This window comes from Hymenobacter monticola (genome assembly GCF_022811645.1).
Lineage (GTDB): Bacteria > Bacteroidota > Bacteroidia > Cytophagales > Hymenobacteraceae > Hymenobacter > Hymenobacter monticola.
On sequence record NZ_CP094534.1, the window covers coordinates 3,022,401 to 3,047,407 of the forward strand.

Sequence of the window (25,007 nt, forward strand, 5' to 3'; positions counted from 1 at the left end):
CACTTTTCGTTTCCACATGACTCACATTTCTTTTTTGCACCGGGCGGCTTTGTCGGCGGCGGTGCTGGGGCTGGCGGCCGGCGCGGCCCACGCCCAGGACCAAAAAATCAAGACCAAGTCAAGCGCGGGCAAGACCAAAACGACGGTGAGCACCTCGGGTCAGTCAGGCGTGGGCATCACCCTGGCCAACCTTGACCGCTCGGTGCCACCCTGCGACGACTTCTTCCAGTTTGCCAACGGCACCTGGATGAAAAACAACCCCATTCCGGAGTCCGAAACTTCCTGGGGCGGCTTCAATCAGCTGCGCAACCGCAACCGCGACGTGGTGCACGGCATCCTGGAAAAGGTGGCCGCCGACCGCACGGCCAAGCCCGGCTCGAACGCCCAGAAAGTGGGCGACTTCTACGCTGCCGCCCTCGACAGCGTGGCGGTGGAAAAGGCAGGCCTGAAGTACCTGCAGCCGCGCCTCGACAAGATTAACGCCATTCAGGACGTGGCTGGCATTCAGCGCTACCTCGCAGACCCGCGCAACCTGGGCAAGGGCTGGTACGGCCTGGGTGTGGGCCAGGACGCCAAGAACAGCAACGTATACGCCGTGCAGATGCGCCAGGGCGGCCTCACCCTGCCTGACCGCGACTACTACCTGAAAGACGATGCCCGCTCGAAAGCTATTCGGGCCGCCTACCGCACCTACCAGGTGAACACCTTTAAGCTGCTGGGCGACGACCAGGCCACGGCCGAGCGCAACGCCGACGCCGTGACGCGCCTCGAAACGCGCATGGCCCGCGCCAGCCGCGACCGGGTGGCCCTGCGCGACCGCGAAAGCAACTACAACAAGATGACCGTGGCCCAGGTGGCCGCCGCCTACCCCAACCTCGACATTCCGCTGCGCCTGAAGGAAAGTGGCCTGAGCGGGGCCAAGGAAATCATTGTGGGCCAGCCCGACTACCTGAAGGAGGCCAACGTAATGATTAAGGAGGAGCCCATTGCCGACCAAAAGCAGTACCTGCGCTTCCACCTGGTGGAGGGCGTGTCGTCGGCCCTGCCCAAGGCCTACGTAGACGAGAACTTCCGCCTCACGCAGGTGCTCACGGGCGCTAAGGTGCCCCAGGCCCGCTGGAAACGTGCCTTTGCCGCTACTGATGGCGCCCTGGGCGAAGCTTTCGGCCAGATTTATGTCGACCAGGACTTCAGCCCCGCGGCCAAGGCACGCGCCAAGGCCATGGTGGAAAACATGCGCCAGGCCTACGCCGAGCGCATTCAGGCCACCGAGTGGATGAGCGCCGCCACCAAAAAGGAGGCCCTCACCAAGCTCAACGCCTTTGTGGTGAAAATTGGCTACCCCGACAAGTGGAAGGACTACTCCAAGCTGAACATCAGCCGCGAAAGCGCCCTGAACAACCTGTTTGCCGTGGCTGAGTTCAACACCATGGACAACCTGAGCAAGTTTGGCCAGCCCGTGGACCGCGCGGTGTGGGGCATGACGCCGCCCACGGTGAACGCCTACTACAACCCCTCGCTGAACGAGATTGTGTTCCCGGCCGGCATCCTGCAGCCGCCGTTCTACGACCCCAAGGCGGATGACGCGGTGAACTACGGCGGCATCGGCGCCGTGATTGGCCACGAAATGACCCACGGCTTCGACGACCAGGGCCGCAAGGTGGATTCGCAAGGCAACCTGCGCGACTGGTGGACCAAGGAAGACGGCGAGAAATTCATGGCCAAGGCCGACGTGGTGGGCAAGCAGTACGACGCCTTCACGCCGCTGGACTCGGTGCACGTGAACGGCAAGCTGACGATGGGCGAGAACCTGGCCGACCTCGGCGGCCTGACCATTGCCTACCAGGCCTTCATGAAGACGCCCCAGGCCAAGGCCGGCAAAATGATTGACGGCTTCACGCCGGAGCAGCGCTTTTTCCTGAGCTACGCCCAAATCTGGCGCGTGAACCAGCGCCCCGAGGCCCTGCGCCAGCAGGTGCAAACCGACCCGCACTCGCCGGGCCACTACCGCACCATCGGGCCGCTGCAGAACTTCCCGGAGTTTCACAAGGCCTTTCAGTGTAAGGACGGCGACAAGATGGTGCGTTCGGCCAGTAACCGCGCCAAAATCTGGTAAGGCGTTTGCATAGCCACTCCTGAATCACGCACGGGAAACTGTTTCCGCGCCCGATACGAGAAGGTCCGCTCCCCCTGGGGGCGGGCCTTTTTAATGGGCTCTTACTGCTGCAATGAGGTTTTTCGCTCAAGCAAACGGCCTGCTTTCGTGTGCCGGACGGGTGCGTTTGCTGATGCGTTTTGCAGCTCTTCCAATGCCCGTTGTCTGGTAATCGAGCGAATAATGAGGAGGAGCTTACCGGTTTTTAAGCCAGCTCAATAAAAAAGCTGGTGCCTTTTTGCTCCCGGCTTTCGAGCCAGATGTGGCCGCCGTGCAGCTCTACTATCTGGCGGGCGATGAAGAGGCCCAGGCCGGTGGTTTTTTCGCCCTGCAGGCCGGCGCGCCGGGTGGGATTGAACTTGTCGAACAGGCTGGCGTGAAGCTTTCCCGGAATGCCAATGCCGGTGTCCTGCACCACGAAGCGCGCCCTGTCGGCGTGCTGAACCACGCGCAGCGTGACGGCGCCGCCGGCGGGGGTGAACTTGATGGCGTTGCTGAGCAGGTTGTCGAGCACGCGGCTGAACTTCTGGCGGTGCAGGCGGGCGTACACAGCCTTGGCAGGGAGTTTCAGTTTCAGCTTCACGCCGGCGCTTTGGGCGGCCAGCGTGTGCACTTCGAGCCGGGCGGTAGCGTAAGCGTTTAAGTCGGTGGGGCTTTTTTGCAGAGCGTCGGCGTCGAGGTCGCCCACGTAAAGCACGTCTTCGAGCAGGGAGTTGGCTTGGCCGCAGGCGCTCTGGATGAGGGCGAGGTAATTCACCATTTCGGGTGGTGGGGGCCCTTCACCGCTGCGGCTATCTACCTCGCGCCGCAGCAGGTCGGTGAGCAGTTCGATGTGGGCTATGGGGCCCTTTAAGTCGTGGGTGGCCAATTGCAGAATGGTTTCCTGGGCATCGTAGAGCCGCCGCAGGTTGGCTTCCAGTTTTTTGCGCTCGGAAATATCTTCCAGGATGGTGTAGCCAAGCTCGGCGCCCTCATCTGGAAACAGCACCGAGGTGACCTGGCACCAGAACGAGGAGCCATCGGCGCGCACCAGGCAGGTTTCGAGGGCGAAATGCGGTAAACGGTGTTCCCAAAGGCGCTTTTGGAGCTCCTGCCAGTCGGCGCGATGGTCGGAGTGGGTGAACTCCATGATTTTGCGGCCAATGATATCCTCGGGGCGCGTATAGCCAAGCATGTCCACCACGGCTTGGTTCACCTGCCGGATGGTCAGGTCCGGCGTGATGATTTTCTGGCCGAGCGGGGAGTTTTCAAACACCGTCCGGAAGCGGGCCTGGCTTTGGGCGTACGCCTCGTCCTGCGTCTGCTGCTCGGTACTGGCGTGCTGGCTTTTACTTAGTGAGCGGACCTGCTCGCGCAAGGCATCGTTCTCCGCCTGGAGGGCAGCAGCGGAGGAATCGGGAGCTTGCGACATGAAAGGGGCATCTAAACAGGCTGAGGGCAACGTTGGAGCAGGCAAAGCCGCAACGGCAGACGTATGGAGTGAAGGTAGCGTAAATGAAAGTGGCAGAGGCCTGCGCGCCCAACCCCTGGGATGCCAGCCAGCCTCACCGCACTACCTCCACCTTCATCGGAATGTCCTTCACTGGCCATTTGTCCGACTCCACGGGCTCGTTGGAAATCTTGTCTACCACGTCCTGGCCTTCGATAACCTCGCCGAAAACCGTGTACTTGCCATCGAGCGAGGGCACGCCGCCCACGGTGGCGTAGGCTTTGGTTTGGGCGGGCGTGAGCTTGCGGCCGGCCATAGCCTGCGACTGAAACGGCGCCATCTTTTCGCCCACCACAAAGTAGAAATCGGTGTTGGAGGAGAGGTGGCCGGGGTTCTGCTCGTCGTCGTAGCGGGCCATGCCCAGCGCCCCTTTCCGGTGGAAATGCTCGGCCCGGAACTCGGGCGGCAGCCGGTAGCGCTTCAGCCGGATGGTGCGCGCGCCGTAGGTTTGGCCGCCCTGCACGGCGAAGTTTTTCACCACGCGGTTGAACATGGTTTCGTCGAATACGCCCTTGCGGGCCAGCAGCAGGAAGTTGGCCTTGTGAATGGGCGTGTCGTCGTAGAGCTTCACCCGGATGTTGCCCAGGCGCGTCTTAATCAGCACTTCGGAGCCGGGATATTGTTTGCCATAAGCCAGCAGCGCGGCCGGGGCAGTGCTGTCGGCCAGCGTGGCCAGGTCAGGGCCGGGGGCGGTGGGCTTGGCGGCGGAGGCGGCCGTGGGGGGGGGCGTCTGGTTGCAGGCGACCAGCAGCGCCAGCCCAATGAAAAGGAAGCGGTTCATGCCACAAAATAAGCCCGGCTCCGCGCATTGGCAGAGCCGGGCTTGGCATGACGACGGGCAATGGACTAGCTGGGCCGGTACGACTGCAGGTCTTTGCCCAGGCCCAGCTTCTTGGCGATGTCCGAGAACATCTCGGGGTCGAAGTTGTCCTCGCCGGGCGAATTCAGCTGGGGCTCTTCCTCCAGGATGGGATAGGGAACCCCCGTTTTCGCACCCTGAATCACCGAAAGCTCGGAGCCGTCTTCGGGGTGCTTGCCGTTCCAAATCACGCCGGCTTCCATGTAGGCGTTGGGCGAGAAGGTGTACAACTCGCGGTGCAGGCCGTGCTTCATGAACTCGCGCGCCTCCGGGAACATCTTGTTTGAGAGGTTGGGCACGGGCATGAGCTTCTTCACGTCCACGCCGGTTAGTTTTTCCAGCGCCAGGGCGTAGGCATACACGTGCAGGCCGCCGCGCACCAGCAGGTAGCCCACCATGGTGCGGGCGCAGGGGTCCGAAACCATTTCGTACACCCGCATCTTATTGGCGCGGGCGCCGCACTCCAGGAAGAAGTTGTGCAGCAGGTCGAGGCGCAGGTTGCCGGAGCTGAACACGTTGTCGCCGGTCCAGGGGCGGCCCATCGAATCCATCGGCAAAGCGGCCTGGCCGCTGGCAATGAAGTGGTGGGTGTTGCGGGCGTCGGCCGCACCAGCCAGCGGGGCCGATACCGGGTCGGGGTTGCGCTTGCTCGTGCCGGTCAGCAGCAGGTTGATGGCGTAGCTAACGGCTTCAATGTGTGAGTACTCCTCGGCGGCAATGGCCGACGTGAGGGCGTAGAAGGGGCGGAGCCGGTCGCGCCCCCGGAAGTTGAAAGACTGGAACGTGTAGTTCATCAGCGTGCTCATCTCTCCAAACTTGCCGCCCAGCAGCTCCTGCACCGCGGCAGCGTCGTTGGCGGAGGGGTTCTTGGGCTTCGGCAGGTCGAGGGCCAGCTCATCGAGGCGCAGTATCATAGGCGGTAAGAAAAAAGTGGAAAGGAAAAAGCCGGCCTCGCACCCGCGACACCGGCTTTCCTTACGGCCTTCTATCAAGCACGGCCAACCTTGTTTTTCTAGCCTGAACTGTAGAAAATCAGTATTTTGGCTTCAATAGCCAAGAGGCTTGCCTATTTCGGCGCGTCGCCCTTCAGCTTAACTTTTTCGCTGCCTTCCTTGCCCTTTGTTTTGATTTTGACCTTGTCGGTGGCGGGGGCGGCGTCCGTGGCCGGCATTGCGGGGGCCGCCGGAGCGGCTTCGGTGGCTTCGGCCGGGGCGGGCGCTTCCATGTCCTGTGCCGACTTGATTTGGTCGGCGGCATCGGCCTTCTTCACCTTTTGCTGGGCCAGCAGCAGCTGGTCCTGGGCCAGGGTGTTCTTTTTCCAGGCGCTCAGCTCGGTGCTGAGCTTGGCCTTCTCGTCCTTGCTGGGCTTGCTGGGCGTCATCAGGGCGTTGAGGTCGGGCTTGCCGGCGTCTTGCCAAGCCGAGAGCCACAGCGACGACACCAGCGTGGGCGCGCCCTTGAGGCGGTAGTCTACCATGCCGCCCACGGCCTTCTCGTATTCGGCCGCGAAGGCGTCGGAATAGCGGCGCGAGGTTTTGCCGTACTTGTGCGAGAAGGTGAAGCGCACTTCCGGCTTCATCACCTTTTCAATCTTGGTGGCGCGGTCAAACGTCTCGCCTAGGAAGCCGTAGCTCTGCGCCAGCACGTCCCAGATGGCCGCCAGCGGGTCTTTGATGTACTTGGCCGGCTCGCCGTCGAGCTTGTAGTCGTTGATATATTTCTCGGGTAGGGTGCTTTCCCAGAGGCTGTGCAGGCCCTTCTGGTCGGTGAGCTGGCCGTCGTAGTTCACGGTGGTGTGCAGGGGCACGAAGGCGTCGCCCACGTAGTGGCTCAGCTCGGCCGAGAACTTCACAATGGCGGCCGTATCGCGCGCGCGGAAAGCCTCCGTCAGGTTGTCTTTCATTTCCATCACCACCCACGGCACGGTGCCGTACTTTTTCAGGGTGTCGGCCTTGAATTTTTCCACCGCCTTGTCGTACTGCCGGGGCATCTTGCCGAAGGGGTTGTCTTCGGAGTAATGGTCCATGTCGATGTAGTGCTTGGGGGCCTCGGTGGGGTCGTCGTTGCGGCGCTCATCCGGGGCCGTGCTCAGGCGCACCAGCTCGGGCATGTGGCGGTAGTAAAACGCCTGCATCGAGGACGGCAGCTCGTACACCGCCACCTGTGAAATGACGCGGTGGCCGAAGAAACCCCAGGCGCCGGCGGTGCCGTGGGCAAGCATGAGGGCCGCCAGCAGCAGCGGCAAAAGGATTTTTTTCATGGAAAAAAAAAAGATGACGGGAGGGAAAAGACGGGTCCTGCCCAAAGTTCGGGAATGGTTTGCACATTCGCTCGTGTTGCCGCTTCCGAACCCACGGGCTGGCTCCGGCCGGCCCTACCTTTGCCCACGCGGCGGGCTCCTCCCACCCCTTGCTTATGCGTTTTTTCCGTTTTTCGATTGTGCTGTTGAGCGCGCTGCTGGCCGAACCGGCAGTAGCGCAAGTGTCGCAAGTGCCGCGCCCGCCCGGGGCCTACCGCACGGCCGCCGCCTACCACCGCCGCCAGCCCCAGCCCGCTGGCTCCGATGCCTTCTACCCCGACAAGCGCGGCTTGGTGGTGGTGGAAGTGCCGCAGGGCGCCCGCACCACCAAGCTGCGCCTGGCCCCCGACAGCGTGTGGGGCTTTGTGAATGGGAAGGGCCGCACCACGCGCCTGTTCCGCGGCAACGAATACCGCCTCGAATACGCCGACACGCTCTGCGTATACAGCAGTAGCAACATCATGGCCGGCGCCGACCGCAACGGCACCAACGTGCTGGTGCCCGGCGCCAACGCCATGGGCGCCTACACCAACGCCCGCTACTACTTCAGCCGGGGCCTCACCGGGCTTATTTTTCCGCTCACCACCGCCTACCTACGCCAGGCCTACGAGGCCAGCAACCCGGCCTTCGTAGCCGCTCTCACCAAGCTGCGCGTCGACCAAAGCCTGGTCGATTTTGACCGCAAAACCGGCCTCTTCCGCATCACCACGCTCTACCACGAGGCCGCGGGGAACTAGTCGCCGGGGTGGGTGGTGGCGCCGGTTTTGCTCCGCACCGAGCTGGGTTGGGCCGCCACGGCGGCTTCCTTGCGCCGCTCCAGCAGCTCGCTCAGCTTCTCGTAGATAAACAGGGCGGCTTGCTGGCGCAGGCTGTCGGCGTCGCCGGTCAGCTGCACACGGTACTCGTGGGCGTGGCCGTCGAGCAGGATGGTGACGAAGGTGGTGCCCACAGGTTTGTCGGGCGTGGCCGAGGCGCCCGCGCCGCACAGTCCCGTCACGGCCACGCACACGTCGGCCGCCGGCAGATTCTTGTGCAGGCCCAGGGCCATTTCGTTGGTGGTTTGCTGGCTTTCGGCCGAGTAGGTGGCCAGGGTTTCCTTCTTCACGCCCAGCAGCTTCTGCTTGGCGTCGGTATGATAGGTAACCACCGAGCCCAGCAGCACCTCGCTCACGCCGGTAGCCGAGGCCATTTGGGCCGCGGCCAGGCCACAGGTGCAGCTTTCGGCCAGGGCCAGGGTGAGTTTCTGTTGCAGAAACTGCTGCACAAGGCCTTCAACATCGGGTTTTTTCATAGCACGGGAGGGAATCAGAACGTCCCTGCCATACGCTACCTGTTGCTGCCTATGTTGCAGTGGAGCTTAGTTACTCAGCGCTTAACGGGCAGTGGTCAGCGAGAAAAAAGCATAGCCCGCTGAGCTTGACTAAGCAGTTTGCTAGCGTCGTTCAGGCGTGGCGCTGCACTCCCTGGCGCCACGCTAGGACGAAGCGAAATGCTACTCATTCCGGTATGTCACCCCCGCCTTCATCACGAAGCGCGGGCGCATCAAGGCCGAAATATCCTGCAGCGGGTCGCCTTCCACGGCCACGATGTCGGCCAGCTTGCCTGCCTCAATAGCCCCGAGGTCGGCGGTTTCGCCCAGTAGCTCAGCGGCGTTGAGGGTGGCGGTGCGAATGGCTTCGAGCGGCGGCATGCCGGCCTCGGTCATGTAGCCAAACTCCTTGGCGTTCTGGCCGTGGCGGTACACGCCGGCGTCGGTGCCGAAGGCCACGCGCACGCCTGCCTTGTAGGCGCGGGCAAAGGTGCCCTGCATCTTGGTGCCCACATTCAGGGCTTTGGCGGCAATGACGGGCGGGAAGTACCCCGGGTGCGTGCGCGTGGTGTCGGCCACCGACTTGCCAGCGATGAGCGTGGGCACGTACCAGGTGCGGGTTTTGGCCATGAGCCGAATTGCCTCATCGTCCATCAGCGAGCCGTGGTCGATGCTGGTCACGCCGGCCCGCACGGCCCGCTTGATGCCTTCGGCGCCGTGGGCGTGGCAGGCCACGCGCAAACCCAGGTCGCGGGCGGTTTCCACCACGGCCCGGATTTCTTCTTCGGTGTACTGGGCGCCGGTGCCGTCCTTGCTCAGGTCGAGCACGCCGCCGGTGCTGGCAATCTTGATGAGGTCGGCGCCGCGCTTGAACTGCTCGCGCACGGCCTGACGGCACTGGTCGGGGCCGTTGGCGAGGTTGAGGGGGTGGCCGGCGTGCGCCATTTGCTCGAGGCTGAGGCCGTCGGTTTCGTCCATGTGCCCGCCGGTGGCCGAGATGGGCATGCCCGCCGAGAAAATGCGCGGCCCCGGCACCAGGCCCTGGGCCACGGCGTTGCGCAGGCTGGTGTTCACGCCCGAGCCCCCACAGTCGCGCACCGTGGTAAACCCGGCGCATAGCGTGGTGAGGGCATAGCCCTGGGCGCGGAAGGCAATGTCGGCGGGGTTGAGGGTGAATTGCTCGCGGAAGTTGTTGCGGCTCGATTCCGACTCCAGGTGCACGTGGCAGTCGATGAGGCCGGGCAGCACGGTACGGTTTTCGAGGTTGATGACCTTATCCTGCGGGCCGTTGGCGGCCGTGTAGCCGCTTTGAATGGCCGTTATCCGGTCCTTTTCCACCACAATGGTTTGCTGGGCTAGCAGCTTGCCCGTGCGCACGTCGAGCAGCTTGCCGCAGTGCAGATAGGTTTTCTGGGCGAAGGCGGGGCCGGCGGCCAGCAAGAGAGCAACTGTCGTCAGCAGGGGCGTAAATTTTTGCGTCATGCGAAGAGGCGGATTGATGAGTTGACGTATTGCTGAAATTTTCGCAATAAAAGAACGGTATGCTAAGCAAAGTTGAAGCATCTTGCCCGCCCTATTGAATAAAATGGATTGCTTCCACATTAAAGATGCTTGGCTCCGCCGGCCCTCAGTTCGGCTGCGCGGATGAAAGCTGAGGCATGACGTTCCTTTGCGCCGTTCGGCATGCTGATGCCCCACCCATTCATCCACTAACCCATCATTCCACCCAATGACCACGCAAGAAGAATTTGAAGCCGCCAGCCAGCGCGCCCAGCAGCTGCCCTCGAAACCCAGCAACATGGTGCTGCTCCAGCTTTATGCTCTTTACAAGCAAGCCACCGAAGGCGACCTCACCGGCGACCGCCCCGGCGGCTTCGACTTTAAAGCCATTGCCAAATACGACGCTTGGAACGGCCTGAGAGGCACCAGCCAGGAAGCCGCCCGCCAGCAGTATGTGGAGCTGGTGAACGAGCTGGCCGGCTAGTTTTTAGGGTAAGAGGGTGTGGGGGTAGGAGGGCAGGAGTCAACGAACATCCCTCACTTCATACCCTCCTGCCCCCACACCCTCTTACCCTGATAGAATGGACATCTCCCGCAAAAAGCCCGCGTACCCGCTCACGCCCGCCCTGCGCGAGTACCTGCGCGACTACGACCGCGCCGTGGCCCTGCCCGTGGCCTACGCCGACCTGCGCCGCTTCAGCAACTCGTTTCCGCTGATTGACCGCACCGGCAAGGACACGCTCTGGCAAACCATCTACTTCGAGGGGCCCGAGATGCAGGAGCTCAGCACGGCCCTCACGGAGGTGTACGCGCTGCTGAAAACGGCCGGCGACCTGTCCTTTTCCAAGCACCTCGTGGCCGACCGCATCGACTACTGCGAGTTTGGCAACTCGCAGCCCTTCCGGGTGCGCATCGTGAACCTGCTCAACGACAACTACGACTACTTCTACGTGAAGCAGGCCGACGCCTCGCGCCTCTACGGGCTGGAACTGGAGCACCTGCTCTCGCCTAATTCCATCAACTTTCTGGTGAGCGGCGACACGCTCATCGAGGAGCACATCGTGGGTATTCCCGGCGACGACTTCATCGAAAAGCACCTCAGCCGCCCCCACCTCAACCAAGTGCGCATTGCCAAGGAGTTCGTAAAGTTCAACGAGCGCTGCTTCGTGCGGCTGCTCGGCGACATGCGCGCCTACAACTACGTCATCGCCGTGACGCCCGACTTCGAAGACGAGCAGTACCGCGTGCGGGCCATCGACTTCGACCAGCAGAGCTACGAGGGCCGCCGCAGCATGTACCTGCCCCGGTCCTTCAAAGACAACGCCCCGGTAGTGAACATGTGCGCCCACCTGCTCAAGCCCGATACCGTGCGCCAGTACCAAACCGAGGAGCGCGCCCTCATGGCCGGCCGCGCCCGCGCCGAGCGCCACCGCCTCAAGGCCCTGCTCGACGTGATGCGCGCCCACGAACTGGCCCCTTTGGAAAAGGTGGAGCAGCTTAAAGCCGAACTCAACCGCTACCACCACACCCAGTCCTTCGACGCCTGCGACTCGATGGGCGACCTCGTGCGCCAGCACCTGTGGCACATGCTGGCCCCCGGCGCCAAGCCGGCGGCAGGATAAGGACGGGCGGAGCAATATCTTTGGTGGCCCCGGCATTGAGCGCCAGGGGTATCTGTGCTTCCCTTCTACTCATTCGCTGCATGAAAAAACCGCTACGCTACCTGCTCATTTTTCTGCTGGCGCTGGGCCTGACCGCCCCGGTCCGGGCCACGGCCCCGCCCACCACCGGCCCCTCCCTGGCCGATGCCCTCAACCCCGACGGCACGCTGCGGCCCGGGGCCAACGGCTCGTTCAACGCCCGGCAGTTCTGCATGAGCACAGCGCCGGATGGGCGGCCGGTGTTCCGGCCAGCGGGCGTGACGGGAGCCGGGGATGAGCGGTGGGCCGACGGCTTTGGGCTGCCCGGCAATGGGATAAACGGCCGTGTTGATGCACTAGCCGTTGACGGCAGCGGCAACGTGTACGCAGGAGGCTTTTTCACGCAGGCGGGTGGCGCGGCGTCCAACGGTGTAGCCAAATGGAATGGCACCACGTGGACCACCCTGGGCATGGGCGCGGCCAACGGCCTAACAGACACGCGTGGTCGTAATGGAAGTGTATCGGCCATTGCGGTGGCACCCGATGGCAGCGTGTACGTAGGCGGTCAGTTCAACCAGGCGGGTGGCGTGCCGGCGGCCAACGTGGCCCGGTGGGACGGCACCACTTGGAGCCCGCTAGGTGCAGGCACCGGTGGCACGGCCGACCTGGTACGCACGCTGGCTGTGGCCCCTAACGGGGATGTATACGCCGCTGGGGACTTTACCCTCGCCGGTGGGCAACCCGCCAGCCGCATTGCCAAGTGGAACGGCACGGCTTGGACGAGCCTAGGCAGTGGGATGAACCTGCCAGTGTATGCGCTGGCGGTGGCCGCCAACGGCGACTTGTATGCTGGCGGAAGCTTTTTCCAGGCCGGTGGCGTGGCGGCCAGCAGCATTGCCCGTTGGAATGGCACCGTATGGAGCCCGATAGGCGGGGGCATGAATGGACCCGTCGCAGACTTAGCCATCGCGCGCAACGGCGACCTGTACGCGAGCGGCGGGTTTACGCAGGCCGGGGGCGTGGCGGCCAACCACGTGGCCAAGTGGAGCGGTACAACCTGGAGCAGCCTCGGCACCGGCTCCGCCAATGGAACCGCTGCCAGCGTAGAGGATATTGCCATTGCCAGTAACGGCGATGTTTACGCAGGGGGAAATAGAATAACACAATTCTATGCGCCCCTCTACCGCTGGAACGGCTCGGTCTGGACGACCGTTGGCACAGGCCTGAATAGCTCAATAGGGCCGCTGGCCTTCGGACCAGCGGACAAGCTGTGTGTGGGCGGAGCCTTCACCGCTACTGGCGACGGCAGCAAAGTAATGGCTTGCTTCGGCATCTACGACCCCAACGCCCCTTTGGCCATCAAAGCTGCCCAAGCTGCGCCCGCCGCCCAGCTCTTCCCGAACCCGGCCCACGGCACGGCCACCCTGCGCCTGCCCATCGGTGCCCCCCGCCTGCCACTGACGCTGTTGGACGCGCAGGGCCGCACCGTGCGCCGCTACCCCGCCCCGGCTACGGCCGAGGCCGCGCTGGACCTGCGCGGTCTGCCCACCGGGGCCTACCTGGTGCGTTGCGGCGAGTACGCCCAGCGGCTGGTGGTAGAGTAGGCAAGAAGCAGTCTCCTGTAAAGTAGAAAAGCCTGCTGGCCGGGTTGGTCAGCAGGCTTTTGTGCGTTAGGTATAACCAAGTGAGTTAGTTAGCACGTTTATTTGTAAATAAGTATTTTTTCATTCCTATCGCTGACTACATGCGCAACTTTACCCGTTTTGTTGCTGCTCGCCTGCTGGGGGCACTGTTGCTGATTATGTGGCTTAATTCCTCGGTGCAGGCCACGGCACCGCCCGCCACCGGCCGCCCCTTGGCCGATGCCCTCAACCCCGACGGCACGCTGAAGGTGGGTATCAACGGCTCTTTCGACGCTCGGCAGTTTCGGATGGGCACTGCCCCCGATGGGCGGCCGGCGTTCCGGCCGGCCGGCACCGCGGGGACGGGCGATGGGCCGTGGCAAAGTGGGTTTACGCTGTTCGATGGAGCCGATACCGCGATAAAAACCATCGTGCAGGCGGGCACTGACCTCTACGTTGGCGGAAGCTTCACCGCGGTGGGAGGCCTGAAAGCCAGCTACGTAGCCAAGTGGAACGGCAGCGCCTGGAGCAGCCTGGGCACGGGCATGGCCAACGGTGGCGCAGAGAGCACAGTGATGGCCTTGGCCGTGGCTGCCAACGGCGAGGTGTACGCCGGGGGCGACTTTGCCCAGGCCGGCGGCACCGCTGCCAGCAACGTGGCCAAATGGAACGGCACCGCCTGGGGCAGCTTAGGCACGGGCACAAGCAACGGCGTGAACGGCAGCGTGTCAGCATTGGCCATCGCCGGCAATGGCGATGTGCTGGTGGGCGGCGATTTTACCCAAGCCGGCGGGCGGGCTGCTGGGCACGTTGCCCGTTGGAATGGTAATGCGTGGAGCACCCTGGGAACGGGCGGTTTCAATGGCGTCGATACGGGCGTGCTGGCCCTGGCGGTGGCTGGCAACGGCGACGTGTACGTGGGCGGCTATCCGCGCACTGCTGGTGGAATGACGATTAACAACGTAGCCAAGTGGAATGGCACCGCTTGGAGCAGCCTGAACGGTGGCGTGAATGGGGACGTGAAGGTATTGGTAGTAGCCGGCAACGGCGAACTGTACGCCGGAGGGACATTTTCCCGGGCCGGCGGCACCGCTGCCAGCAACGTGGCCCGGTGGAACGGCAGCGCCTGGAGCAGCCTGGGCACGGGCACAAGCAATGGCGTGAACGGCAGCGTACTGGCGTTGGCCGTAGCTGGCAACGGCGGCGTGTACGTGGGTGGCGGATTTTCGCAGGCGGGCGGGGCGGCGGCTGGCCACGTGGCCCGGTGGAATGGTACTGACTGGAGCACGCTGGGCACCGCTGCCGCCAATGGCGCCAACGGCGATGTGTTTGCCCTAAAGCTGGGAAGCAACGGTGATGTTTACATGGGCGGGGACTTCACCCAGGCCGGTGGGGCGGCCACCAGCTTCTTAGCCAGATGGAATGGTGCCGCTTGGAGCACCCTGGGGGGCGCAACGATAAGCAATGGCCTGAACCGTCAAATCAATGCCCTGGCCGTGGCTGCCAACGGAGACGTATACGTGGGCGGCTACTTCACCCAGGCCGGCGGCGGCGCCGCCAACTACATCGCCAAATGGAACGGCAGTGCCTGGAACAGCCTGGGCAGCGGTTCGGCTAATGGCTTGAACGGCGAGGTTTCCGCGCTGGTGGTGGGGAGCAACGGGGATGTATATGTCGGCGGCAGTTTTACGCAGGCGGGTGGGCTCCCTGCCAATTACATAGCTCGCTGGAACGGCAGCGCCTGGAGTTCTGTGGGCGCCGGCCCGTCCAATGGCGTAAACTATTTTGTCAGGGCCTTGGCCGTAGCCGGCAACGGCGACCTCTACGTGGGCGGCAACTTTTCCCAGGCCGGTGGCGTGACCGCCAACAACGTGGCCCGGTGGAATGGTGCCACCTGGAGCAGCCTGGGCACGGGTGGGGCAAATGGCGTCGATGTTGGCGTCATGGCCCTGGCTGTAGTCGGCAACAGTGAAGTATACGTTGGTGGCTATTTTACCCAGGCGGGTGGCATGGCCGCCAATTACATAGCCAAGTGGAATGGCACGACTTGGAGCAGCCTGGGCACGGGCCTGAATAGCAGCGTGCTGGGGCTGGCGGTGGCCGGCAACGGAAACGTGTACGTGGGCGGTAGCTTCACCCAGGCCGGTGGCGTGCCCGCCAATAGGGTGGCCCGGTGGGATGGTACCATTTGGAATAGCCTGGGCACGGGCTCGGCCAATGGGGTAAACAGTTACGTTGGGGCGCTGGCAACGGCCAGCAACGGCGATGTGTACGTGGGGAGCAGCTACATGAGCCAAGCCGGCGGTATTGCCGCCAACCAAGTGGCTAAATGGGATGGCACCGCCTGGAGTGCGCTAGGAACCGGGTTAAACAGACAAGTCTACGCCCTGGCTACTGGCCCCACGGGGAGAGTATACGTCGGAGGCGATTTTACAACCACTGGCGACGGCAGCAAACTGATGGCCCGCTTCGCCATCTACGACCCCAACGCCCCTTTGGCCATCAAAGCTGCCCAAGCTGCGCCCGCCGCCCAGCTCTTCCCGAACCCGGCCCACGGCACGGCCACGCTACGCCTGCCCGCCGGCGCCCCCCGCCTGCCACTGACGCTGTTGGACGCGCAGGGCCGCACCGTGCGCCGCTATCCCGCCCCGGCCAGCGCCGAAGCTGTGCTGGACCTGAGCGGCCTGCCCGCTGGCTCCTACGTGGTGCGCTGCGGCGAGTATGTCCAACGCCTGGAGGTAGAATAAAGCTGAAACGCTTCAAGCAGCAGCCTCTGCCAACATATATTAGCTCATCTTTTTCTCCCTATCCCTATGAAATATTTACTGCTACTGCTCGTGTGGCTGAGCACCTTCCGCCCGGCCCGGGCCACGGCCCCGCCCGCTACCGGCCGTTCCCTGGCCGAGGCCCTCACCCCCGACGGCACCCTGAAAATGGGCCTGAACGGTTCCTTCGACGCCCGGCAGTTTCGGATGGGTACCGCGCCCGACGGGCGACCGGTGTTTCGGCCGGCCGGTACCACCGGCGCCGGCGACGAGCGTTGGGCAGATGGATTTGAGCGGCCGGGGGTGGATGGCACCCTGGTAGCCGTGGCGCGAGCCGGAACCAATATCTACATTGGGGGCAGCTTCACAATGGTAGGCAACGTGCCGGCCCAACGGGTGGCCCGTTGGAATGGCACGGTTTGGAGCTCGCTCGGCACGGGTATTAGCAAAGGCACGCAATACGCTATAGTCAACGCCCTGGCCGTTGCCGGCAACGGGGACGTATACGCCGGTGGCGAATTCACCACGGCCGGTGGGGTAGCCGCCAATAATGTAGCCAAATGGAATGGCACGACCTGGAGTCCCCTCGGCAGTGGCGTAGCCAGCAATGCCCTCACCGTGATTCCAAAAATCACTGCGTTGGCAGTGGCTGGCAATGGCGATGTATATGCGGGCGGCAACTTTGGTTTGGCGGGAGGAGTAGCTGCCAACTATGTGGCTCGCTGGAACGGTACGGCCTGGAGTGCGCTCGGCACGGGGGCAGCCAACGGGGTGAGCGGCGGGAGAGGTTTCAGCATGGGTGGTTCGAGGTACTCAACCGTCTACGCCTTGGTGGTAGCTGGCAACGGCGATGTGTATGTGGGCGGCGATTTTACCGCCGCCGGTGGGGCCGCTGCCAACCAGATAGCCCGCTGGAACGGCACGGCTTGGAGCGCCCTCGGCACGGGCGTCAGCGGCGGCTTCACTAGCGTCGGCGCCACGGTATATGCGCTGGGCATCTCCAGTGCCGGCGACGTATATGCGGGCGGTGATTTCACCCAGGCCGGCGGCGCAGTGGCCAGTGGCATTGCCCGTTGGAATGGTTCGGCTTGGAATTCGATGAACACCGGGGCGGCCAACGGGGTGAACAGCACCGTTTCGACCCTGGCCTTGAGCGGAACCGATGTGTACGTCGGCGGGAGCTTCTCCCAGGCCGGCGGGGTGGGCGTCGGCTACGTAGCTAAATGGAACGGCACGGTATGGAACAGCCTGGGCACGGGCGCCGCCAACGGAATGAACTATCGTGTTGACGCGTTGCTGGTGGCCGGCAACGGCCAGGTGTATGCGGGTGGCTCCTTCGACCGGGCCGGTGGGGTGAGTGCGACCGGGCTGGCTAAGTGGGATGGCACTGCCTGGAGCCGGGCCGCAGCGGGGGCGGGCAATTATCACGGCGGTATTAAAGTGCTGGCCGTGGCCCCTAACGGCGATGTGTACGTAGGAGGCACCTTCGTCGAGGCAGGTGAAGGTGCCGCCAACCGGGTGGCCAAATGGAACGGCACCACGTGGAGCAGCCTGGGCACCGGGGCGGCCAATGGCTTGAACTGGTCAGTGACTGCCTTGGCGGTGGCCGCCAACGGCGATGTATATGTGGGCGGCAACTTCACCCAGGCAGGTGGGATAACCGCCAACCGGGTGGCCAAATGGAACGGCACGGCCTGGAGTAGCCTGGGCACCGGGGCGGCCAACGGTGTTGGTGTTAGTCTTAGCACCGAAATTGTCAATGCCCTGGCCGTGGCCCCCAACGGCGATGTGTACGTGGGCGGCTATATCTCCCAGGCGGGTGGCGTAGCCGCTAACTACGTGGCCAAATGGAACGGCACCACGTGGAGTGCACTCGGCACCGGCATAACCAATCCGGGGGGAATGAATACCGTTGTGCAGGCGTTGGCCGTAGCCCCCAACGGGGACGTATACGCCGGCGGCAATTTTACGCAGGCAGGAGGCGTGCCCGCCAACTGCGTAGCCAGGTGGAACGGCACCACCTGGAGCAGTCTCGGCACGGGAACTGCCAACGGCATAGTGGCCGACCTCAATAGCTTCGGCAATACCGTTTTCGCGCTGGCCGTAGCCCCCAACGGCGACGTGTACGTGGGCGGAATCTTTGCACAGGCGGGCGGCATAACCGTTAACCACGTAGCAAAATGGAACGGCACGACCTGGAGTGCGCTCGACACAAGTGTGAGCTCTAGTGGTTTGGGAGGAGCGGTGGTCTACACGCTGGCCGCGGCCGCCAACGGCGACGTGTACGTGGGCGGCTACATCACCCAAGCGGGCAGCATCTCGGCCAAAAATGTAGCCAAATGGGACGGTAGGGCCTGGACTGGCCTCGGCACGGGGTTAAACGCGTCTGTGAACACACTCGCCTCCGCCCCCAATGGAAACATTTATGCCGGCGGTCCTTTCACGGCCACCGGCGATGGCAGCAAAATCACGGTTGGATTCGCCCTCTACGACCCGGCCGCCCCGCTGGCCAACAAAGCTGCCAAAGCCGCGCCCGCCGCGCAACTCTACCCCAACCCGGCCCACGGCACGGCCACGCTGCGCCTGCCCGCCGGTGCCCCCCGCCTGCCACTGACGCTGTTGGACGCGCAGGGCCGCACCGTGCGCCGCTACCCCGCCCCGGCTACGGCCGAGGCCGCGCTGGACCTGCGCGGCCTGCCCACCGGCGCCTACGTGGTACGCTGCGGCGAGTTCAGCCAGCGCCTAGTGGTGGAGTAAGAAGGAGCTAATAACGAAAAAGCCCGCTGGCCAATTGGCCAGCGGGCTTTTTCGTTGAAATGTGAACCTACACGGCCGGCTTGGGCGCGGGCAGGTCAAACGCCGTGGCGTCGTGCTCGAAGTGGCCTTTGTGCGAGCCGTCACAAAAAGGCTTCTGGCTCGAAAGCCCGCAGCGACAGATGCTGATGCGCTGCCGGCCGCCGAGGCCGTAGGGGTTGCCCTGGGCGTCTACCAGTTCGATGTTTTCGCCCTCCACGCGGAGGGAGCCATTGGAAAGGACGGTGAGTTTGGTGGCCATTTTAGAAGGGTTGAGTTTTGAGAGTTGAATGTTGAGTGGGAAGAAAGCAGGGTTAAATGTAGCGGGTCAAATGTTGAGGTAAGAATCAAACAACTCGACCCAGAGCCCTTTACAGCGCCTTCCGCATGATGTAATCGTTCATGAAGTACGGCCCGATGGGCACGTCCACCTCGCGCTGGCGCTCGAAGCCACGCCGCTCATAGAAGGCAATGGCGGGGTTGTAGCGGTTCACGTTCAGGTCCAGGAAACGGCCGCCGGCGTTGCGGGCGGCGTTTTCCACCGCTTCGATGAGGTGCACGCCCAAGCCCTGGCCCTGGCGCGTGGGCAGCACATAAATCTTGTGCAGCTTGTAGCCGGCGTGGCCGTCTTCCTCCACCGGCAGGGGGCTGAAAGACGCAAAACCAGCCGGCTCGCCCTCCACATACGCCAGCAGAAACGAGTGCTGCTGTTCAGTCATCTGCCGCTTGAGCGAAGCCGAGGTGTAAATCACGCGGTACATGTACTCCAGCTGCTCGCGCGAGATGATGAAGCGGTAGGTAGGCTCCCAGGTGGCTTCGGCCAGGCCGATGATGGTGGGAATGTCCTGGAGCGTGGCGGGCTCGATGCGCGGCGGCGCGAGTTGGGCGTCAGAAGTCATAAGCAGCAAAACACGAAATTGCGGCGAAAAAACCGAACCGGCCGCCCGCTTTGATACGGTTGGCGCGCTCCTTGCGTTAAAAGGCCGGTTACCGTTTCAAAAAGAACTCTTCTATGAAAGCTTCTGCCTTCGTTTTGCTGCTCTCGGGCCTGGCCCTGGCCGCGCATGCCCAGCCCAACACCGCCCAGGGCGAGCTGCTGCGCCGCGGCGAGCTCACCGGCGCCCGCCCTTCGGCCAAAGCCCAAATGCAAGCGGCCACGCGCCCCGCCAACCACGCCTCCGACCCCGCCCAGCAGCACCTGCTGCAAACCGACGTGAACCTGGCCCAAACCCGCGCCGAGGAACTGCCCAACCTCTACGAGCGGTTCATTGCCACCACCCGCGAGGAGCGCCGCACCTGGAACGACCAGCAGTGGGACGTCGCCGGGCAAGTGCTGGCCCGCCTCAACCAGCGCTACGAGCAAGTCCGTACCGAGCTGCCCCTGGAAGACCGCCTGCTCGTCCGCAGTTTTCAGGGCGAATTCCATACCCTGCGCGGCGCCCGCAACGTCAAAGAAAAACTCGACTAATCGGCCTGCCCGGGCGTGGGCGGCGGGGCTTGCTGCACCAGCCACTTCATGGCCGATGCCGGGTCGTCGAACTGCTCGATGGCAATGTGGGGCCGCAGGGCGGCGATGAACTCGTGGCTGGCGAACTGGTTTTCGCGGTCGGGCGAAAACAGGTAAGCCATGGCCCGCACGCCCACTTTCACCGCCTGGGGCAGCCATTCGTATTGCAGCCAGGGCAGGGCGTCACTCCAGTCGCCGCTGGTATCGCTTTTGTCGTTCAATATCAACGGGTAGTCGAGCTGCCCGCGCCACTGCGCGCCCTGCTGCACGCCCCGCACTACCTCCGCACCGGTGAGGTGGCCGTGCCAGCGCACGTACAGGATGCGCTGTTCGGGGTAATACAGGTATTCGGCCAGCGGGGCACCATGGGCGTCGGTCAGGCTGAGCAGTTGGGTAGCAGGAGAGAACGGCATGGCAGGAAATTACGATAATCTCGCAGGGGTTTTCAAATATAGTTGGCTTCGCATAAAAGGCAAGTAATTGCGTGGCCCTGCTACCTTTGGGGTTCTGCTTTTCCCTCGCCTTTACACGTTCGTAGCGCATGCACATTGCCATCGTCGGCAACATTGGAGCCGGTAAAACCACCTTGGCGCACAAGTTGGCCCAGCATTTTCGGTGGGAAGTTTTTCTCGAAGACGTGGACGACAATCCCTACCTGAAGGATTTCTACCACGACATGCCCCGCTGGGCCTTCCACCTGCAGGTGTACTTCCTCAACGGCCGCTTCCGCCAGACGCAGCGCATCAAGGAGCTGCAGAAGGCCGGCCGCGGCATCATTCAGGACCGCACCATCTACGAAGACGCCCACATCTTCGCGGCCAACCTGCACGAGTCGGGCCTGCTCGAAACCCGCGACTACAACAACTACTACGCGCTGTTTGAGTCGATGATAGACCTCGTGGCGCCACCTGACCTGCTGCTTTATCTGCGCGCCGACCTGCCCAAACTGGTGAGCCAGATTGAAAAGCGCGGCCGCGACTACGAAAACAGCATCAGCATTGAGTACCTTAAAAGCCTCAACGAGCACTACGAGAAGTGGATTAGCGGCTACACGGCCGGCCGCCACCTCATCGTCGACGTGAGCGAGCTGGACTACGTGCGCAACCCCGAAGACCTCGGCACCATCATCGACAAAATCAATAATACCCTGTTCGGCCTGTTTTAAGCAGGCAACGCGTGGCACGAATACCCCGAAGCGCCGCTTCGGCCCGTCAGAACATCAATCGTTCAGCGCGGGCCGAAGCGGCGCTTCGGGGTATTCGTGCTACACGGCTTTCGAATCCGCGCCCGGCAGCGCCGCATTGAAAAAATCGACCAATGGCCGCGCCGCCGCAATAGCCGCCACCAACTGGTCCACAAAGTCCGGGGCCAGCACCTCCGCATCGGTATAAAACCGGCCCGCCCCAAACGTCTTCAAGCGCAGCCAGGTCAGGTCCGGGTCGTCGGCGGTGTAGCCGCGCGGCGGCCTGGTCAGCTGCGGGCCCGTGGTGTCGAGCCCGTGGGGAAAGTAGCGCAGCAGCTCCGGCCCCTGCCGCAGCCGGTGAAACTCATCCGAATTGTAGTGAATTTCCTGCCGGATGGCCGCCAGCATTTCCGGAGCAGGGTGGAAGGTGCCAGCCCCCAGCCAACTCTGGCCCTCGGGCTGAATGGCGATGAAATACCCTGCCCGCGGCGCGTGGCGCCCGCCTAGCTTCAGGCCAGCACCCATGCGGCGCTTGTAAGGCTCGGGGTCGCGGTGGGCGCGGTCATTTTTGTGCAGCCGAAACATCACGTCGGCGGGCGTCAGATTCGCCAGGTCGGGGTCGGTGGCGGCCACTCGGGTGAGCACCTGGCGCACCAGTTCGGTGCAGGCGGCGCGGGCACGCTGGTAGTCGGGGCGGTGCTCGGCCATCCAGGCCGTGGTGTTGTTGGCCGCCAGCCGGGCCATAAATTTCAACAGGTAGTCCAGTTCCATGCAGCTAGGCGGGCATTGAGCCCGGTCCAGCAGAACGCCGCCGTTGAGCCAAGAGTTGCGTAGGCTGCCGGCAACCCCCGCTACTTGGCGTGAAGTACCGTCACGGCGTCGCCCACGCGCAGGCGGCCGTGGCCGGGCCCGGTCACGTTTTGGCCAAAGAGCGTGCTGTTTTCCACTTTGCGGTAGGTCGCCAGCGTGCGCAACGGGTCACCCACGGGGCTTTTTTGCGCGGTGGTTTGGTCAATGGTGGTCAGCACGCAGCGGCCGCAGCCGCGCACCGCCCGAAATGGCAGTCCACCGATTTCGAACTGCTCCCACCGGTCGTCCTCGTACGCCTCGCCGCCACTGAATACCAGGTTGGGCCGGAAGCGGTTCATGGGCACGGGCTGGGCCAGGCGGGTATTCAAATCAGCTAAAGCAGCCTCGCCCACCAGCAGAAACGGGTAGCCGTCGGCAAAGCTTACTAATTGCCCTTCTGGGTTAAACTCCGGCTCCACATCGCGCCGCACCATGTCGGACATGTAGACCAGCCGGCAGGGACGCCCCAGGGCTTCGGCCAGCCATTCATCGGCCTCCGCCGTGCCCCGCCAAGCCCACAGAATATCGTCCCACACGGTCACAAACAGCGTGCGGTCGGGCGTGGCCTCAAAGGGGATGTAAAGCGGCAGCAAATTGGGCCGCTGCCGGTGGCTGATGAGGAAGCCATTGTAAGCCGGGGCCACAGTCAGCAAGGCCAGTTCGGGCTGTTGCCGCTGCGTCATGAAGCGGTTGCGCTCGTCTACCAGCAGCCAGCGCCGGTCGTAGCGCAGGCCACGAGCCGTCACCTCGGCCTCCGGCACAGCGTAGCCGCCCAAGGACTTAACAGGGTAGATAAATAAGCCGGAAAGCGTAAGCGGTGCAGACATGGGCACAAAAGTACCGCGCCCTGCCTACTCTACCACCAGCAAATCCGACGCCCGCACGAATGCCACCTTGCGCTGCCACTCCACTCGGCACCAAATGTCTTGCCGCCCCAGCACCAGCAGCCGGTCGCCCAGCGCGGCCGTACTCAGCCAAGACGCGCCCGCGCTGGGCCCGGCCATCAGCGCCGCCCCCGAGTGGGCCACTAGCCCCACCGGCGCCGGCCGCAGCAGGTGCAGGTAGGCCCCCAGCAGCGCCACGTAGGCCGCGTAGCCCAGCCAGGCACTTCGGGGCCCGCGCCGCCACAGCAGCCAAATAGCGCCCACCACGGCGCCGCCCAGCAGCGCCTGCAAGCCGGGGTAGTAGTAGCGCTGGGCCTGCACCCGTAACTCTTGCTGCCAGGTAACCGGGTAGCCCACCAGCCGGTGCCGGGCCGCGAGCGTGGCCATTTGCTGCCAGGTGCGCACCCGCGGCTGCCGGGCCTGCGCCATGCTCAGGTACAGCAGCGCGGCTGGGGCGTGCCCCAGTTGCTGTTGCGCGTAAGCCATTTTGAGCAGCAGCCCGGTCGAAACCTGTCTTTTTTGCCATACCTGCGCCCGGTAAGCAGGAAATGCCGCGGCGTATTGCCCCACGGCGAAAAGGGAATCGGCCCGATTGAGGTCAATAGGGCGGGCAAAGGAGCCGGAGATTAATTTTTTTTTAACGGGTAGCTGCGAACCCAAGCCACAGATAGGCAGGAAGATTAGAAGAAGGTAAAGGGTCCGCACAGTAAGTAGAACGACTTTTTTTTGGAGTCGTGTTTGTGTAGTTCGGGAGGCTGTAGTACTTTTGTACCACCAAAGCAGGAAACGCCTCGCCAAGGTAAAGATAACTGATTCTGTAGCTCAGCTGGTAGAGCAGTACACTTTTAATGTACGGGTCCTGGGTTCGAATCCCAGCGGGATCACAGCAAAGCGCCCCATTCTGGAAACAGGATGGGGCGCTTTCGTTTTGGTGGGTCCAGCTGCTGCCAGCTGCTGGGCAGTTGGTTTTGAAAATCAGCCAAACGCAAAAAGGCCTCGCAGAAGCTAGTGCTGCGAGGCCCCCGGGGACTTGGATAGCGGCTGATAGCTACTTCAGCAGCTCGTGCAGCACGGTTTGCATGGAGATGGTGCGGTTGCCAGCTTCCTGGATAATGAGCGAGCCGGGCGCGTCGAGCACGGCGTCGGACACTTCCACGTTGCGGCGCACGGGCAGGCAGTGCAGGAATTTGGCACCGTCGGTCAGGGCCATGTGCTCGGGGGTGAGCATCCAGGCGGGGTCGTTTTGCAGCACCTGGCCGTAGTCGAGGTAGCTGCTCCAGTTTTTGGCCTGCACGTAGTCGGCGCCTTCCAGTGCTTTTTTCTGGTCGTATTCGATGCGGGCGCCTTTGGTGAACTTGGGGTCCAGCTCGTAGCCCTCGGGGTGGGTGATGACGAAGTCGACCCAGTCGATTTCCGAAAACCAGTCGCAGAAGGAATTGGGCACGCACTGGGGCAGGGCGCGCACGTGGGGGGCCCAGGTGAGCACCACTTTCACGCGCTCCTTTTGCTTGGTTTCGGCCACGGTGATGAGGTCGGCGAAGGACTGCAGCGGGTGCAGCGTGGCGCTTTCCAGGCTGATGACGGGCACGGTGGCGTACTGCAGAATCTTGTTGAACACGACTTCGCCGTAGTCCTCGGCCTTGTCCTTGAGGGTGGGGAAGGTGCGCACGCCCAGCACGTCGCAGTATTGGCTCATCACCGCAATGGCGTCCTTGATGTGCTCCTGGGTGCCGCCGTTCATCACCGCGCCATCGGCCATTTCCAGGGTCCAGGAGTCGGCGCCGGCGTTCAGCACCCAGGCTTGCGCGCCGAGGTTGTAGGCCGCTTTCACCGAGCTGAGGCGGGTGCGCAGGCTGGGGTTGAAGAAGATGAGGCCGACGGTTTTGTTGCGCCCGATGTGCTGGTAGCCGTAGGGGTTGGCTTTGATTTCCAGCGCTTGCTTCAGGAGGGCCTGGTAGTCGCCGGCGTCGGCGAAGGAGGTGAAGTTTTTCATTTGGTCTTTGTAGTTAAATCAATTCAAAAAACAAGGGGCCAAACCCTACGGCTCAGCCCCTTGCACCCGCTAGCTTATCCAGTGTCGGGCCGCAGCGGCTAATGCCACTTTGACCGTTTCCAGAACCAGCCACCACCAGAAACCTTTTTCAGGTACCGAT

22 protein-coding genes and 1 tRNA gene are annotated in these 25,007 nt (G+C 63.3%); 10 read left to right on the forward strand and 13 right to left on the reverse strand.

The window, feature by feature from the left end:
* The first annotated feature begins 16 nt into the window (after positions 1–16).
* Positions 17–2,116 (forward strand): M13 family metallopeptidase, encoded by a 2,100-nt coding sequence (locus MTP16_RS12655; protein WP_243509060.1) that lies wholly within the window; start codon positions 17–19, stop codon positions 2,114–2,116.
* 244 nt (positions 2,117–2,360) lie between these two features.
* On the opposite strand, the gene MTP16_RS12660 is transcribed toward MTP16_RS12655, so the two are convergent.
* The 4 genes from MTP16_RS12660 to MTP16_RS12675 all read right to left on the reverse strand — a co-directional run bounded on the left by MTP16_RS12660 (position 2,361) and on the right by MTP16_RS12675 (position 6,763).
* Positions 2,361–3,566 (reverse strand): PAS domain-containing sensor histidine kinase, encoded by a 1,206-nt coding sequence (locus tag MTP16_RS12660; RefSeq protein ID WP_243509063.1) that lies wholly within the window; start codon positions 3,564–3,566, stop codon positions 2,361–2,363.
* Between the two features lie 133 nt (positions 3,567–3,699).
* A complete protein-coding gene (locus tag MTP16_RS12665; RefSeq protein ID WP_243509066.1) occupies positions 3,700–4,425 on the reverse strand; it encodes a peptidylprolyl isomerase in 726 nt (241 codons plus the stop codon).
* A 65-nt stretch (positions 4,426–4,490) separates the two neighbouring features.
* Positions 4,491–5,417 carry a manganese catalase family protein gene (locus MTP16_RS12670; protein ID WP_243509069.1) on the reverse strand — a complete coding sequence of 309 codons (927 nt, stop codon included), beginning with the start codon at positions 5,415–5,417 and terminating at the stop codon, positions 4,491–4,493.
* Positions 5,418–5,569: 152 nt separating this feature from the next.
* Positions 5,570–6,763, reverse strand: a complete 1,194-nt coding sequence (locus MTP16_RS12675) for a zinc dependent phospholipase C family protein (protein WP_243509072.1) — start codon at positions 6,761–6,763, stop codon at positions 5,570–5,572.
* 155 nt (positions 6,764–6,918) lie between these two features.
* On the opposite strand from MTP16_RS12675, the gene MTP16_RS12680 reads away from it, so the two are divergent.
* Complete coding sequence (locus MTP16_RS12680; protein ID WP_243509075.1) at positions 6,919–7,539, forward strand: hypothetical protein; 621 nt, start codon at positions 6,919–6,921, stop codon at positions 7,537–7,539.
* Here MTP16_RS12680 and MTP16_RS12685 read toward each other — a convergent pair.
* Together MTP16_RS12685 and MTP16_RS12690 are read right to left on the reverse strand one after the other, a co-directional pair.
* Positions 7,536–8,093 carry a CinA family protein gene (locus MTP16_RS12685; protein ID WP_243509078.1) on the reverse strand — a complete coding sequence of 186 codons (558 nt, stop codon included), beginning with the start codon at positions 8,091–8,093 and terminating at the stop codon, positions 7,536–7,538. The genes MTP16_RS12680 and MTP16_RS12685 overlap by 4 nt on opposite strands.
* Positions 8,094–8,294: 201 nt before the next feature.
* Positions 8,295–9,593, reverse strand: coding sequence for a metal-dependent hydrolase family protein (locus MTP16_RS12690; protein ID WP_243509080.1), 1,299 nt, complete (start codon positions 9,591–9,593; stop codon positions 8,295–8,297).
* A gap of 247 nt (positions 9,594–9,840) precedes the next feature.
* Here MTP16_RS12690 and MTP16_RS12695 point away from each other — a divergent pair, with 247 nt between their 5' ends.
* From MTP16_RS12695 to MTP16_RS12715, 5 genes are all read left to right on the forward strand, one after another.
* Positions 9,841–10,095, forward strand: coding sequence for an acyl-CoA-binding protein (locus tag MTP16_RS12695; RefSeq protein ID WP_243509083.1), 255 nt, complete (start codon positions 9,841–9,843; stop codon positions 10,093–10,095).
* A 97-nt stretch (positions 10,096–10,192) separates the two neighbouring features.
* Positions 10,193–11,233, forward strand: a complete 1,041-nt coding sequence (locus MTP16_RS12700) for a hypothetical protein (RefSeq protein ID WP_243509085.1) — start codon at positions 10,193–10,195, stop codon at positions 11,231–11,233.
* Positions 11,234–11,313: 80 nt separating this feature from the next.
* Positions 11,314–12,855, forward strand: a complete 1,542-nt coding sequence (locus MTP16_RS12705; protein WP_243509088.1) for a hypothetical protein — start codon at positions 11,314–11,316, stop codon at positions 12,853–12,855.
* A gap of 140 nt (positions 12,856–12,995) precedes the next feature.
* Positions 12,996–15,620: a hypothetical protein gene (locus MTP16_RS12710; RefSeq protein ID WP_243509091.1), complete on the forward strand. Its 2,625-nt coding sequence runs from the start codon at positions 12,996–12,998 to the stop codon at positions 15,618–15,620.
* Positions 15,621–15,686: 66 nt separating this feature from the next.
* Positions 15,687–18,395 carry a hypothetical protein gene (locus MTP16_RS12715; RefSeq protein ID WP_243509094.1) on the forward strand — a complete coding sequence of 903 codons (2,709 nt, stop codon included), beginning with the start codon at positions 15,687–15,689 and terminating at the stop codon, positions 18,393–18,395.
* 67 nt (positions 18,396–18,462) lie between these two features.
* Here MTP16_RS12715 and MTP16_RS12720 read toward each other — a convergent pair whose 3' ends face one another.
* Both MTP16_RS12720 and MTP16_RS12725 read right to left on the reverse strand, forming a co-directional pair.
* Positions 18,463–18,693, reverse strand: coding sequence for a CDGSH iron-sulfur domain-containing protein (locus MTP16_RS12720; protein WP_243509097.1), 231 nt, complete (start codon positions 18,691–18,693; stop codon positions 18,463–18,465).
* Positions 18,694–18,802: 109 nt separating this feature from the next.
* Positions 18,803–19,330, reverse strand: a complete 528-nt coding sequence (locus tag MTP16_RS12725) for a GNAT family N-acetyltransferase (protein ID WP_243509100.1) — start codon at positions 19,328–19,330, stop codon at positions 18,803–18,805.
* Between the two features lie 113 nt (positions 19,331–19,443).
* Here MTP16_RS12725 and MTP16_RS12730 point away from each other — a divergent pair, with 113 nt between their 5' ends.
* A complete protein-coding gene (locus tag MTP16_RS12730) occupies positions 19,444–19,899 on the forward strand; it encodes a hypothetical protein (RefSeq protein WP_243509103.1) in 456 nt (151 codons plus the stop codon).
* Here MTP16_RS12730 and MTP16_RS12735 read toward each other — a convergent pair.
* Complete coding sequence (locus MTP16_RS12735) at positions 19,896–20,351, reverse strand: hypothetical protein (RefSeq protein WP_243509106.1); 456 nt, start codon at positions 20,349–20,351, stop codon at positions 19,896–19,898. The genes MTP16_RS12730 and MTP16_RS12735 overlap by 4 nt on opposite strands.
* Positions 20,352–20,479: 128 nt before the next feature.
* Between MTP16_RS12735 and MTP16_RS12740 the strand changes: the two genes are divergently transcribed.
* On the forward strand, positions 20,480–21,103 hold the full coding sequence (locus MTP16_RS12740; RefSeq protein ID WP_243509109.1) for a deoxynucleoside kinase: 624 nt from the start codon (positions 20,480–20,482) through the stop codon (positions 21,101–21,103).
* A 99-nt stretch (positions 21,104–21,202) separates the two neighbouring features.
* On the opposite strand, the gene MTP16_RS12745 is transcribed toward MTP16_RS12740, so the two are convergent.
* The 3 genes from MTP16_RS12745 to MTP16_RS12755 form a co-directional block, all read right to left on the reverse strand.
* The gene (locus MTP16_RS12745) at positions 21,203–21,892 is read right to left on the reverse strand and encodes a DUF2461 domain-containing protein (protein ID WP_243509112.1); all 690 of its coding nucleotides are present in this window, start codon (positions 21,890–21,892) and stop codon (positions 21,203–21,205) included.
* 80 nt (positions 21,893–21,972) lie between these two features.
* Positions 21,973–22,797, reverse strand: coding sequence for an MOSC domain-containing protein (locus tag MTP16_RS12750; protein ID WP_243509115.1), 825 nt, complete (start codon positions 22,795–22,797; stop codon positions 21,973–21,975).
* A 24-nt stretch (positions 22,798–22,821) separates the two neighbouring features.
* A complete protein-coding gene (locus MTP16_RS12755; protein WP_243509118.1) occupies positions 22,822–23,340 on the reverse strand; it encodes a hypothetical protein in 519 nt (172 codons plus the stop codon).
* Between the two features lie 325 nt (positions 23,341–23,665).
* Between MTP16_RS12755 and MTP16_RS12760 the strand changes: the two genes are divergently transcribed.
* A tRNA-Lys gene (locus MTP16_RS12760) sits at positions 23,666–23,738 on the forward strand.
* 164 nt (positions 23,739–23,902) lie between these two features.
* Here the strand turns inward: MTP16_RS12760 and MTP16_RS12765 are convergent.
* Positions 23,903–24,847, reverse strand: coding sequence for a Rossmann-fold NAD(P)-binding domain-containing protein (locus MTP16_RS12765; protein WP_243509121.1), 945 nt, complete (start codon positions 24,845–24,847; stop codon positions 23,903–23,905).
* Between the last annotated feature and the right edge of the window lie 160 nt (positions 24,848–25,007).